Origin of the sequence: Micromonospora sp. NPDC049049, assembly GCF_040649115.1 — a bacterium.
Taxonomy (GTDB): Bacteria; Actinomycetota; Actinomycetes; order Mycobacteriales; family Micromonosporaceae; genus Micromonospora.
In genome coordinates this window covers 101,766-114,587 of record NZ_JBEZEX010000008.1, presented here as the reverse complement: position 1 = coordinate 114,587, position 12,822 = coordinate 101,766, and the positions used below count along the sequence as shown (strand labels likewise).

General features: G+C 69.4%; 8 protein-coding genes. 1 reads left to right on the top strand and 7 read right to left on the bottom strand.

The annotated features are described in order from the left end of the window. Positions 1-20 precede the first annotated feature (20 nt). The 3 genes from AB0B68_RS11325 to AB0B68_RS11315 form a co-directional block, all read right to left on the bottom strand. Positions 21-533 (bottom strand): hypothetical protein, encoded by a 513-nt coding sequence (locus tag AB0B68_RS11325; RefSeq protein ID WP_357259454.1) that lies wholly within the window; start codon positions 531-533, stop codon positions 21-23. Next, positions 523-2,322: a RyR domain-containing protein gene (locus tag AB0B68_RS11320; RefSeq protein WP_357259451.1), complete on the bottom strand. Its 1,800-nt coding sequence runs from the start codon at positions 2,320-2,322 to the stop codon at positions 523-525. Before AB0B68_RS11320 ends, AB0B68_RS11325 begins: the two co-directional genes overlap by 11 nt. A gap of 76 nt (positions 2,323-2,398) precedes the next feature. Then, complete coding sequence (locus AB0B68_RS11315; protein ID WP_357196657.1) at positions 2,399-6,613, bottom strand: HEAT repeat domain-containing protein; 4,215 nt, start codon at positions 6,611-6,613, stop codon at positions 2,399-2,401. 297 nt (positions 6,614-6,910) lie between these two features. Here AB0B68_RS11315 and AB0B68_RS11310 point away from each other — a divergent pair, with 297 nt between their 5' ends. Further along, positions 6,911-7,867 (top strand): SCO2521 family protein, encoded by a 957-nt coding sequence (locus tag AB0B68_RS11310; RefSeq protein ID WP_357196660.1) that lies wholly within the window; start codon positions 6,911-6,913, stop codon positions 7,865-7,867. 6 nt (positions 7,868-7,873) lie between these two features. Here the strand turns inward: AB0B68_RS11310 and AB0B68_RS11305 are convergent, their stop codons facing one another. The 4 genes from AB0B68_RS11305 to AB0B68_RS11290 form a co-directional block, all read right to left on the bottom strand. Beyond that, the gene (locus AB0B68_RS11305) at positions 7,874-8,830 is read right to left on the bottom strand and encodes an SCO2522 family protein (protein ID WP_357259596.1); all 957 of its coding nucleotides are present in this window, start codon (positions 8,828-8,830) and stop codon (positions 7,874-7,876) included. 5 nt (positions 8,831-8,835) lie between these two features. Beyond that, positions 8,836-9,765: an SCO2523 family variant P-loop protein gene (locus tag AB0B68_RS11300; protein ID WP_357196665.1), complete on the bottom strand. Its 930-nt coding sequence runs from the start codon at positions 9,763-9,765 to the stop codon at positions 8,836-8,838. After that, complete coding sequence (locus AB0B68_RS11295) at positions 9,766-11,607, bottom strand: SCO2524 family protein (protein WP_357259447.1); 1,842 nt, start codon at positions 11,605-11,607, stop codon at positions 9,766-9,768. A gap of 218 nt (positions 11,608-11,825) precedes the next feature. After that, positions 11,826-12,617 carry an SCO2525 family SAM-dependent methyltransferase gene (locus AB0B68_RS11290; RefSeq protein WP_357259444.1) on the bottom strand — a complete coding sequence of 264 codons (792 nt, stop codon included), beginning with the start codon at positions 12,615-12,617 and terminating at the stop codon, positions 11,826-11,828. Between the last annotated feature and the right edge of the window lie 205 nt (positions 12,618-12,822).

Below are 12,822 nucleotides of genomic sequence, written 5' to 3'. Positions count from 1 at the left end.
CCCGGCGGCAGGACCGGCCGTCAGTCGTCGATGGGCGTTCGGCGGGCACCGACGGGCCAGAGGATCGTGGTCGGGACGCCGTGGTGCCGCGCCCAGTCGATGGTCCGATCCGTCGACGCCGGGTGGCGGCCAGGTTTGCCGTCCCACACCGCCACGAGTCGTTGCACCCGTCGGACCAGCTCACGGTTGGCAACCACGTAGGCGGCGGTGTCCGAGCGGTCGTGACCGGTGTGGACGACCGCCGCCGCCCGGTCGAGCAGATCGTCGAAGGCCAGCCGATTTTCCGGCCTGATCACCGCGACCCGGTAGTCGCGGGCCGGCAGGATCACCTCGTAGGTGCCGCCCAGATCGAGGATCACACGCGCGAAGACCTGGTCCGCACCGGCCGCCAGGCAGGTCACGCCGTGCACGGGCCGGTCGCTGATCCGGCCCAACTCGACGCGGAGCGCGTCGGCGACGAGCAGTTCGGTGTCGCGGGTCAGGTTGATGTGCCCGGTCACGCCGACGCGGACCGGGCCGAGGTCAGGCGGCATCCCTCGGGCCTCTGCGCTGCGCGGGCACCGGAGGTGCCAGCCGGATCAGCTCGAACCCGTTGTCGGACAGCACATCGGGCAGTGCCCGGATCCCCTCACGATTCTGCTCCTGCACGTCGGACGGCAGCTCCTCCCACGGCCGCAGGGCGGGATGCCGCCGCTGAACGTCATCGCGCGGATCACCGTACGTCCAGCCGTCCCCGCGCCGTTCCCGGCACCACCGGTCGTGCTCCAGGCGGGCGAGTTCCTCGATCCTGTCGTCGATGGCCTGCCCGGCGGCCGAGGCGTCACCGGTGCCACCGTGGCGGGGGGCCACGACGCAACCGAGGTCCAACAGTTTGGCGGCGATGTCCTGCACATGGGCCCGGTTGGCCCGCCGCAACGACTCGGGTAGTCGTGACCAGTTCACCATCGCCGGGGCAGCGCCGAGTCGTACCCCGGCGCGTTGCTGGGCCTGGACGTAGCGCTCGTGGATCAGCCGGGCCAGCCGCTCGGTGAGGTCCTCGGCGATCAGCCGGGCATCGCAGGCGTGGGTGAGCACCGGGTAGAGGCGGAGCTTGCCGTGCACCTCGTCGAGCAGGTCGTGTCGGGAGTCGCCGTGGAAGGCCGCGGCGAGCGCCGCCTGCCGGTAGACCGGCACGAACACGGCACTCTCGGCGCCCTGCCACAGGGCGGGCGTGTCCAGCACGAACCGCAGGCCATTGATCTCGTCCGGTGCGCAGACGTAGATGCGGTCGTAGCGGTCGCGGCCGAGACCGACGACACCGTCGAGATCCAGGTCGTACGCGGTCAACTGGCACACGGTGGCCAGGAACGGGTACCGCGACGACGCAAGAGCGATCTCGGTCCCGGCATCCGGTGCCACGACGTCCACCCGCAGGGGTGGCGCGGCCTGGCCCCGGGGGGTGTCGGCTCGGGATGCGCGCCAGTGCCGGACGGTCTCCACCAGGAGAGCCCGGCGGAAGGCGCCGGTGCCCGCGATGAGGATCCTGGTCGGTCGGTCTCCCCCGCTGGGCAGCGGGTGGTGCCGGTTCAGCGCGCGCGCGGCGACGTCGTCGACGTGGAAGTAGTCCAGCCGCAGCCGGCTGGACCCGGCGGCACCGAGTCGTCGGGCCTGCAGGGACAGACACATCTCCGAGTCGTGCACCAGGATGTAGACCCGCGGTGGTTGCCGTCGGTCCTGGATGAGCCGGTTGGCGGTGTTGGCGATGGCGTGGTTGCGGTCGTCGTCCTCGCTACAGGCGTAGATGGTGTGGGCTCGGGGCAGGCCGGCGCCGCGCAACACCTCGGGGCTGGTCGGGTCGCCGACCACGCCGAGGTACCGGCGCCGCCGGTACTCCAGCGGCCCGAACGGTTCGGAGCGCACCACCACCACACGTTCACCATCGGCGAAGAGTCGGTCGGCGAGCATGCGGGCGAACTGGGAGTCCCCGCAGACCAGGACGTGACCACGTGCCCGCCGGGCGCGCAGGCGACGACTCTCGGCGGCCAGCAGCAGCCGGCTGGCCTCTGCGACGGCGAGGAGCGTGAACAGCGGTGCGGCGAACCGGGCGACCTGCAACTGCCACGGGTAGGGGCCGGCGTCCTGAAATGGTTCGGCGCCGAAGACGAAGAGTTGCAGGTCGTAGTAGAGCACGTCGTACGGATCGTGGGCGACGTCCGGTCGGGCCTGGAGCAGGCGCTCGAAGCCGACATAGCCGAGGACGAGAGCAGCCAGCCCGATCACTCCGAAGAGGACTCGCAGACTCCAGCCGGTCTGGCGGGACGAGCCGGCGACCGGATCCGTCATGAGCTCATGGTATTTGACGAGGTCGATCGGATTGTCGCTCGACGCGCACCCACGAACACCTACGGCTCCGGATCGATCACGGAAAGTCGTCGGGCCGGGTGTCGGCCAGCGTGGCCAGCAGTTGCCCGGCCAGCCGCCGAACCGCGCCGTCATCCTCCTGATACGCGAGCCGCACGAGCATCTCCCGGGTCCGGGTGTCCCTGTCGTAATGCCGGGTCAACGCGAGCAGTGCGGTCCGGCGGATCTCCCAGTCATCGTCGTCAGCCAGCCGCAGCAGCAGGTCCCGTACCCCCGTGCGGCCAGCCAGGCTGGCGCCCAGCTGCTCGACGGCCCGGCGGCGAACCTCCAGGGCCGGATCGTCGCGGACCAGCCCGACCAGCAGCACCTGAACCTCCGGGTCGGCGCCGAAGTGCTCGCCGAGCGCGGCGGCGATGCGGGCGCGGATCGCCGGGTTCTGGTCCGACAGGCGGCGCATGAGTCGCAGCGTCACCGCCATGGACGCCGACCCCTGCTCGGTCAGACAGCGCACGGCGGCGTCGAACACTGTCGGGTCGGTGTCGGCCTCGACGCATTCCAGCAGCACGTCGGTCACCAGTTCCGGGCTCCCGTACGCGCAGAGGGTCTGCACGGCGGCCAACCGGATGCCGACGTAGCTGTCCCGGCGTGCCCGCCGGCACAGTGTCTCCATCAGGCCCGGGGCTTCGCCGTGGCGGGCGAGCGCCTGTGCGGCCGCGCACAACACGTTCGGGTCGGGGTCCCGACTGACCTGCTCGGCAAGGCACTCCCGCACCTCAAGGTCCGGTGGGTCGGCGAGACGGGCCAGGCTACGGGTGACCCGCAGCCGGACGATCGGGTCCCGCTCCTGGGAGGCGCGGCTGATGAGCAGATCTCGGGTCGCGTGACCGAACAACGGTCGCCCGGTGAGCAGGTCGACCGCGGCGAGCCGGACGCTCGCGGTCGGATCGCGTCGAGCGCTCTCCAGCAGTAGTTCCCCGGTGCGGTGGTCGGGGTAGGCCTCGGCCAGCGCGCGCACCGCGGCGAGGCGTACCGTCGCGTCCTCGTCGACGCGAGCCGAGTGAGCCACCACGGTCCACCCCGTGTCGTCGGCGCGGTCCCGGTCGATCAGAGCGGTGACCGCGGCGGCCCGCACGGAGGACTCCTCGTCCTGCTCGATCTGATCGATCAGCCGGGCCCGGCAGCGCCCCTCGGGGTCGGGTACGAGCGCCAACCGCTGCACGGCGACCGCGCGGACCCGCGCTGACGTGTCCGAGCAGGCGAGCTTCAGCAGCAGCTCGGTGCTCTCCGGGTCGGGTCGCTCGGGCAGCAGCTCGGTGAGAATGCAGCGTCGGACCTCGTCCGGGGAATCGCCGGTGACCCGCTGCAACGCCGTGGCTCGTGCGGTGTCGGCGTACTCCGGCAGAACCAGCAGACCCTTCAGCGCGCACTGCACCACGCCGGGGTCGGCGTCGGTGGCCAGCAGTCGCTGCATCGTCTCGGGTGCGTCCGGCAGGTCGGCGCACCGTGCGGTGAGCACTCCGGCGGCGGCCCGCCGCACCGCGACGGCGGTGTCCCCGGTGGCTCTGGCCAACACCTGACGGACGTCGTCGGAGAGTTCGGACCGGGTGCCGAGGGACTGCACGGCCAGCGCCCGCACCGCGAGGTCGGGGGAACTGGCGAAACCGCGCAGCACGTCCACGAGGTCGGGGTCGGCGCCGAAGTGGGCGACCACTGCGCGTACGGCGGCCTGCCGTACCGCGGTGGAGACCTCGGCCTGCGCCTGGGCGACCAGGATGTCCCGGCATCGGCGACTGCTGCCGCCGGTGGCCTCGAGGCGGCCGGCGGCCTCGGCCAGCCCGGCGACCAGGGTGAGGTGGGCCTGACGCTCGCGACCCTGCCCCAGCTCCCGGACGAGCAGGTCTTCCATTTGCTCCTCGGCGGTGGACAGCACCGCCGCGATCCGGGTGGCGAAGGGAGAGCCAGATCGCCAACTGGTCCGGACACCACGGCGGCGGTACCAGTGCAGGAAAATCTCCCGGCCGGGCCAACTCGGGCCGAGCGCCCGGATCGAGGACAGCAGCTCCTGCTCGGTGAGATCCACCAGGTTCGGGTCGTCCGCGGAGATGCCATGCTCGATGAGACGCACGACCTGCCGCAGCACGGCGTCGCCCGCGTCGGCCAGTTCGGCGGGCTGCGGCGCCTCGGCCACGCACTGCGCCGCCAGCACCAGGTTCCACGGCGGCCCGGTCAGGTTCAGCGGCGGCCACGGTTGGGTGGCCTCGGTGGCGAGCAGGGTGACCAGCTCGTTGGCGGTCTGGGCGGGGAGGGCGCTGGCGACCAGTCGAAGCACCTCCCGCCACGACGGATCGGCCCAGTGCTCGCGAAACAGTGAACGCAGACGATCGAGGCCCCAGTTGGTTGGATCATGCTCGCATCTGTCCACGATCTCCTCTGCACAGAAAAACTCCAGGAACGCTCGGTGCACGAACCCGAACAGTCGTAGCCCGTAACGTTCCAGGATGAAGCTTCGCTGCCGCAATTTGTCGATCATCGAGTAGGCCATGGCGAGCGCCCGCTCATTCTCGAAGCCGTAGAAAGCGACGAGGTGGTCCCGGAAGATGCGCGCCAGTTCGTCGGACTCAATGTAGTTTCCGGCGGGGCCGGACTCGCGGAACTGCATCCAATACGCCAGGTGACGCAGCAGCCGACGCTTCGCCTGCAGGTCCAGCGACGGCACCTCGCCGTGGCTCTCGCGCAGTTGCTTTGTCACATCCCACTCGGAGATCAGAACGTCGGTGACGTGCGCGTAGAGCCGGCGTCGGTTGCGGGGCAGCGGGTGACCCCGGCCGACGATCGCCATGAGCATCAGCAACAGGGGGTTGCCGGCGATCTCGCGCATCGCTCGAGAACTGCCCACCACGTCGAGGATCTGCCGCCGCTGCCGCTCTGCCTCCGCGGCCGGCGTGGGCATCACGTAGCGGTACCAGTTGCCGAGGAACCTCGCGATCTGCTCGTCGTCGAGATCCTCCAGGGTGAAGTGGTCGAAGCCTGCGTTGGCAAAGGTGTGCCGCTGGTAGCCGGCCGCCCGCGAGGTGACCACTGTCAGCACTCCCGGGTACTCGTTGGCGAAAGTGGCGATCTGCGCGGCCACCTCTTCCCGCTGCGCCGGGTCGAACACCTCGTCCAGGCCGTCGAACAGGAACAGTGCCTGACCGCCCTGGCGCAGGTACGCCTCCAACACGTCCTGGTCGATGCCGGCCAGCCCCTGCTGGTGGCGGTGGCCGACGTAGTCGAGCAAGCCGTCGCACCGGCCGTCCCCGTGATGGGTGGCGTACGAGCGCAGCTCGATCAGGACGGGTAGGTACCGGTCCAGCGCACTCAGTCGAGGCTCGACGCAGACCTCGGCCAGCGTCAGCGCCAGGTACCGCGCGGCCGCGGACTTGCCGGAGCCGGGGTCGCCGAGCAGCACGATCGTGCGCCGACCCGGGTCGGACACCACATCGAACAACGACAGCTCGTCCTTGGCCGCGTACTCCTCCCAGAGCCGCTCCACCTCCTCCGGGTTGACCACCCCGGGCAGCCCGCCGACGTCGTCGCCCGGCGTGGACCCGGCCCAACGCCACCACGCCAGGGGCATCTCCGGTCGCGCGTCCTCGTGGACGCGGGGTTCCACGAACACCTTGGGCAGCCCGACGGTGAGGTAGCCGATGGTGGGACGCGGTGAGACCGCGTCCACCGAGACGGTGTGGTATCTCAGCGACAACTGCTTGTAGTACTGGTTGCGGACGGCCGTCGGCAGGTGGGTGTCCGGGTCGGCGGGCTCGCGCGCCGGGGACCTGCCACTGCGTACGTCGGCCAGTGCGGCGGTCACCTTGGCGGTGAGGTCGTCCACGCCGGAGAAGAAGGCGCAGAGGTGACGCTCCTTGAGCTCACGGCGCAAGGCGACGATCTGCTGCCAGTCGGCGTCCCGGTCGATCATGTCGACCGGCCAGGGCGTGTCCTCCGCGAGCAGGAAGACCAGGCATGGCTTTCCCGCCGCGAGCGCCTCCCGGTATTCCAACTCGGTGATCGAGGACTCCTGGCCGGGCGGCCGGAACCCGTACCGCCAGGCGAACAGGCCCACGTAGAGGTCGCATCGGCGCACGTCGGCGAGGCAGCGGTCCAGCGGCGGACGGATGTCGGCGCCGTACGCCTCCATGGCCACGTCGTCGATCTCCAGACGGCGAGCCACGGCGTGCACGGCAGCGCGGTATTCCAGCAGGTCCTTTTGTGTGGCCGAAATGTAGACCTTCATGAACGGCAAACTCCAGGGAGTGGCTGGCGACCGCACCATTGAAAATATCAGCAGTTGTCACGTCCGGCCGACCCGCGAACACTCCGAATGCCCGACGTACATGGGATTCCCGCTCACCCCGGGCCTATGATGACCGTCAACAGATACGGATTCGGGCGGTCGAAACTCGCACCCGTGGAGTCTCGGTTGTCCGACGCGGATCCGTGTCGGTGCCGGTCGCGAGGGGTGTACGTCAATCAGCATGAGCCGCATACCGCGCGATGAGCGCGAGTCGGTGGCAGCGTTGCGGAGGAAGCCATGCTCACTGTCGGTGAGGTGCACACCAGCCTTCTGCAACACAGCACGGCGTTGGCCCAGGAGCAGAGCGCCGAAATGCTCAGCCTGATCGAAGGCGAGGCCGTGCTGACCTCCCGGCGTCCATCGCTGTACGCGGTGTCACCCGATGTCCGCACCGGTGTCGACTGCTGGCTCCCGAGCGCCAGAGGACGCCAGTTACGTGGGGTGGGAGCGGTGGTCACCCGGGCCATCGTCACCGGCGGCCGGATGGTGCAGGCCTCCTCGGTCATCCACGTCGTCGCCGGCAAGCGCCGCCAGCCGTGGTCGCACTATCTGGCCAACCCCGGCGTCCTGGAGACGGTCGGCAAGCTGGACGTCGCCGACCTGAGCGCGGGCTTCCTGCACGGCAACAACGCCGACGTGCTGAACCTGGAGGCGATCACCGGCAGGGTTCTCGACGGTGTGCAGATGTCTGACCTGCTGGACCGGCGCCCGCCACTGCGCACCGCCCGCACACGGCTGCGCTGGACCGCGCAGGCCGACGCGCGTCCGGACCGGGACGTCTCGGCGGTGGTGACCGTGGACTCGCCCACCCTGCGTACGGTCGAACTCGTGCTCGACCCGCAGGACGTGCCGGCCGCCGTTGCCGGGCTCTGCGAGGATCTCGCGTTGCACGACTGGCTGCTGACCATGCTGTCCTCGCTGGTGGAGTCCGCGGTCACCCGATCAGCCTCCGGGCAGGAGCACGTCGAGCGGCTGCGGCCGGTGCTGGAGCACCTGCTGCACCTGTGGCTGCCCGGCGCGCGGGTGCACCCGCGGCTGCGGCCGATCTGGGAGCAGTTGGAGCAGGTACCCGGGTTCAGCCGTCAGTGGAACTCGTCGGTCAACTGGATCCGGGATCAGATCAGCGTGAGCAACATGGCTCTGCTGCGCGACCTGGCCGGCCGGGTGGCCGTCGACGAGCCGTGCGGGAGCTGAGCACGTTCAGTCGCTGATGAACACGTAGCTCAGCCGGTCGACCAACTCGCTGGGCAGGAGCAGACCCTCACCGCCGGCCCGTTTGGCGACCTGCTGCGCGACCGTCGGCGGCACCGCCACCTGACCGAGGATGGTCCGTACGGCCAGCTCCACCGGCAGGTACTGGGTGCCCATCAGGGTCAGCGTGCGATACGCGCAGAACGGCGCGGCCGCCGGGTTCAGCTGGACGATCGCCGGCATTTCGTCCCAGTCCGTCGGCAGCTCGCCGGCGAGCCGGCACGGCTGCGTCATCGTCTCGCCCCGATGCCGTAGTACGCCGAGTCGGGTCATCTGCCAGACCGAGGCGAGCAGGGCGCAGGCCCACACCCGGGCGTCCGGCTCGTCGGACCAGAGCTCGATGTCGACGAAGATGGAGTGCCGGGGATCACCGGACTGCAACGGCGGAGTCCACGGGCGTGGCAGGGTCATCGCCGGCGCGTCGACGTGCCCGGGGGACCGTTTACCGTTGGACAGCCAGCCCGACTCGCTCAGCGGTGGACGACTCCCGGTGGTGTGCCGAGGTGGTTCGACCACCAGTGTGTCGACCACCAACCGGGCCAGCTCGGCGCCGTCGTGCCGGGCGAAGCTGGACTCCCGGGCCACGTAGTCCAGGATCAGCCCGTGCTCCGCGGCGGCGCTCTGCACCTGCGGTATCACCTCGCGGGGGGTACCGAAGCGGTGGAAGTAGTCGTCCATCATGAAGCAGGTGCTGATCCGCGGCTCCCGGTGCGCGGGCAGCCCTCGTCGGGCCAGAGCCGGGATCGCGGCCGACCAGTCCGCGATCCGCTCGAACTTGCGTTTCAGCTCGTCACACCCGTCGCCGAAGTCCTCCGCGTAGAAGTGCCCCAGCTCAACGGACAGATGCGAGTACGCCACGCTCTCTGTCCGACGCACCGCAGCTGCCTCCTGGAACCTGACATCCATGCCGATCACGCGGTGTCCCATGCCGTCTCGTCGAAAAGCTTCTCAGTCAGGTCAACGAAGGCGTCCACCGTCTTGACGTTGGCAATTTTGGATTGCACGTCGTGATCGGAGATGAGCTGCTCCCGCCACTGCAGCAGTGGATCAAGCGGCACCGCGCCGAGCAGCGTCGTACGCCCGACACCTCGGCGTCGGGCCAGCTCCGACAGCTCCGCGTCGCACTTACGCAGGAATGCCTGCTGGGCGAGGCCGAGGTGGCCGACCTCCGGGCCACGTGAGTCGATCACCGCCGTACGGATGAAGCGCAGCGACTCCCGTAGCCTGTCCGGCTCGTGGCCGTACTCCTTGCCCATGGCCACGATCCCACCCGCCTCGAACGCCAGGTCCGCCGCTGCGGTGACGTGCTGGGGAGTCCACCGGTGGAAGACCAACCAGCGCACGGCGACCTTGCGCAGGGTCGAGGTCGCGGTGGCGGCCAGCGCGATCTGGCTGGCGTACGACCGGCCGGCGCTGAGGTCCACCAGGGTCAGGTCGAACTCCTCCTCCAGGCGGAGGAAGAGCTCGGCGCAGCGTTTGGCGATGTCGTTGGTGAAACCGAACTCGCTACCGTTGCGTTGTCCCGGCAGGAGCACCAACGGGCCGGACCCGATGGGCCTCTGACGCAGACTGGCACGTTCGGAGGTGGCCCACACGTCCAACTGCTCCGGAGACGGAATCTCCCCGCGCAAGTACCGGTGCAGGCCGCCACCGTTGGGCCCGGCGCCCTCCACACCGTTGACGGCCTGCGGGATCTGGAAGGTGATGCCGGCGGTCGGCGAGCCGAAGTCGTAATCCAGGTAGCAGGTGGGGCGACCGGACAACGCGCTGCGGTAGGCGATGTTCGCCGCGGTCACCGACCGCCCGGTGCCGCCCTTGTGCGACGTGACGAAGACCAGCATTCAGATCCCCTCGCTGGCCTTCTGCTGCCCGGTGGCGATGTCGTTGAGCAGCAACAGAAGAGTGTTCACCAGTGCGGCCGCCGTGCCGGGACGCTCGTCGACCAGCAGCTGCGCGCGGCCCAGGCTGGCTCGGATGCTGCGCATGCTGCGCTGCATCGCCTCACCGTCGAAGGTGCCGCGCATCAACTCCCGGTCGAACAGGTATTCGGCCTCGTCAATGAGGTCCTGCGCGTAGTCGGCCAGCCGGCCGGCTCGTGGGAACGGCCGCTCCCACAGCAGCTGACCGGAGGTGACCAGAGCCTGCACCACCCGCTCGGTCAGATACCAGGAGGGTGCGTCCGGCTTCGGCGCCAGGCCGGGGAAAGCACCACCGGCGTGGTCCCACAGCCCCTGGTGCCGGCCATCCGGGATGCGCCGCAGCAGCAGGTGGTCCCACACCTCGTCGGCCAGCTCGAGCAGTTCGCTGCGCCGTCGGGCGTTGCTCAACAGACCGGCGACGGTGGCCGCCCGCTGTAGCAGCACAGTGGAGAACTCGTTCACGTTCCACGTCATGATCGGCTTTGACGTGTCGTCGTTCAGGGTCACCCGCTTGCCTGGCGCGTGCACGAACAGCGCCGGCTCGCCGGGCGACGCCCGCCGGGTGATCCGCGCCCGCTGTGCCAGCTCCACCAGCACCGAGGCGATCCGCCCGAGCTCCTCGTCACCGCCGCGCCCGACGGCGATCAGGCCCTTCACCGCCAGCGACGTGGCCTGGAGGGTGTAGTAGTCGGTCCGGTCACCGTCGGTCGTCCGCCAGGGGATGTCCTCGATGGGCCACCGCCGCCGGTTGCCGAAGGTTGCCACCGTCGCCCAGTACGTGCGGGTGAGCTCCCAACGCAGTTGCAGCGCCCGGGACAGCCGCTGCTGCTCCTCGTTGAGCAACCCGAGCAACCGGGTGCGTTCGGAGTTCAGATCCTCGATCGCGTCCATCGCGATCACAGTGAAGTAGAGGTACGGGGCGTTCTCCGCGGAGCCCTCACGCTGCAAGCCGATCGGCTCAGTGGTCGGAACCTCCTCAGCCCCGGAGATGATCCCCCACGACCAGCCGCACTCGAACAGCATCTCGCTGTTGTCCAGGTCCTCGGTCACCCGACCCGAACCGATGATCACGCTGCGCAGGCTCGCCATCGTGTCCCGCAACTGCTCGCGCAGCGCCGCCACCAGCTCACGGCGCGGCAGCTCGTCCTGGTTGACCATGTCGCACAGACGAATGCCGTACTCGTCCGTGGAGGTGAAGACGAAGGTGCTGAAGCTGCGGAGCAGGCCGACCATCGCCGCCGTGAGGCGCACGCTCGCCATCGCGTCCAGTTCGTCCAGTTGCGCCAACAGGTCGCGCCGCTGGGTGGAGCCCCGGTAGACCTTGACGAAACCGATAGTCGCCAACGTGAGTGTGACCGAGACCGCGAACGAGTCGCCGATGTCCAGGGAACGCTGCTCGTCGGTGAGCTCCGGGCCGCCCTCCACAGTGGTGAGGTAACTGCCTCCGCTGAAGATCGGAGTGCCGGCGTCGTCGGTGTACCGCCGGAAATAGTCGATCATCACGCTGACCAGCCGGCGGGGAATCTCGATCGCGCCGCCGATAGGGCTGAGCGCCTCGATCACCTCTTCGTCGGCGCGGTCCGGGTCGTCCAGTGACAACACGGGGACCTTGGCCGCAGGGAGCAACAGGGTCAGCAGTTGCTCCGCGTCGCTGATCGAGTTGCTACCACTTCGGCCACCCCAGTGCCATTCACCGTTCGCCCAGCAACTGCGAACCGTAGCCCGCCAGATGTCGAGGATCTCCTGGCGCGGCTGCATCCGCATGATCCACCGCCGTCTGTTGTAGTCGTCGACTCGAAATCTCTGGTATTGCCGTGCCCACGATGACGTACAGCATCATGGTAGCGGGCCAGTCGAGTGCCACTTGAAAGGCTTCGACGGCCGCGTGTTGACGCTCCGGCCGGTCGGGCGCGACGGATTGCCGCGCCGCCACGCTGCGCCGACAGCACGGCATCGGCGCATCGCACAGGAACGCATCGGCGCTATCCGCGAGTACGGCCGGTGGCCAGCAGCATGCTCAAATATCCGTCCCGCAGCGGCGGCCTGGGCCGCACCTCGTGGACGTCCAGGTCGTACGCGCCCGCCGCGATGCTGGCCACCACGTCGGCGCGCTGGAGTGCCACCGCCGGGAACATCTGTCGACCGACGCTGTAGCCGAGGGACCCGAGCATCACCGTCACGGCGAAGGGCGACCCGGGCCGCAGCGCGTCCAGGAACCGACCGATCGCGTGCTCGGCCTCGGCCCGGTCGGCCGAGATGGAGCAGGCCACGAAGAACATGGTGCCGGCGCTCCACGCATGCCTCGGCAGGGTGAAAACGCTGGCCCGTACCACCCTGCCCACCTGCGCCAGACGCCGACGCGGGTCCGCCAGTGCCGCGTACGCCGGGTGCTCCGCGCACACCTGCCAGTACGGGTCCCAGAGCTGGTCGTAGCTGTCGACCTGTGTGCGCAGCCAGTTCACGTTCGCCGTCGACCATTCACACAGGTCGACGGCCTTCGCGAACGGCAGAAGCGACAGGGCCGGGTACAGATTCGCTCCCGATCCCACGTCGACGCACCGCGCGTCGGAGAGCTTCGCCTCGGCGAAGAAGTCTCGGATGCGGCAGAGTATTTCCCGATCGTCGGACCGCAGATCCGCGTAGTTGTGCCGGACATATGCCTGCGGGTCGAAGCTGTCCCACTCCACGTCGGAATTGACCGGCCTCGGTGACTGGATCGGCGAGCGTGGCGTCGACTCGCCGCAACCGCCCCCAGTCGCCGGGGTCAACGCCATGGACGGGCCTCCATCGGTTCGGCGGATCACATTGGTCGCTGAAGCGGCGCTCGGTGCTGTCCATTATCTATCGAAGGTGGTGTTGGCCCACAAGTGCAGGAACTTCGTCGTCCGCCGAGATTGACGACGACAGGACAGTGGCCGGATGCCGCCAACCCGACCAGATCGCCTCCTGGTGACCGGCCCAGCCTGCGGTCGGCGCAGC

Bases quoted from the DNA above. Each gene is read 5' to 3' on its own strand.
- AB0B68_RS11310 (WP_357196660.1), top strand. From the start codon at position 6,911: ATGCTCACTGTCGGTGAGGTGCACACCAGCCTTCTGCAACACAGCACG.
- AB0B68_RS11305 (WP_357259596.1), bottom strand. From the start codon at position 8,830: ATGGATGTCAGGTTCCAGGAGGCAGCTGCGGTGCGTCGGACAGAGAGC.
- AB0B68_RS11320 (WP_357259451.1), bottom strand. From the start codon at position 2,322: ATGACGGATCCGGTCGCCGGCTCGTCCCGCCAGACCGGCTGGAGTCTG.
- AB0B68_RS11315 (WP_357196657.1), bottom strand. From the start codon at position 6,613: ATGAAGGTCTACATTTCGGCCACACAAAAGGACCTGCTGGAATACCGC.
- AB0B68_RS11290 (WP_357259444.1), bottom strand. From the start codon at position 12,617: ATGGCGTTGACCCCGGCGACTGGGGGCGGTTGCGGCGAGTCGACGCCA.
- AB0B68_RS11325 (WP_357259454.1), bottom strand. From the start codon at position 533: ATGCCGCCTGACCTCGGCCCGGTCCGCGTCGGCGTGACCGGGCACATC.
- AB0B68_RS11295 (WP_357259447.1), bottom strand. From the start codon at position 11,607: ATGCGGATGCAGCCGCGCCAGGAGATCCTCGACATCTGGCGGGCTACG.
- AB0B68_RS11300 (WP_357196665.1), bottom strand. From the start codon at position 9,765: ATGCTGGTCTTCGTCACGTCGCACAAGGGCGGCACCGGGCGGTCGGTG.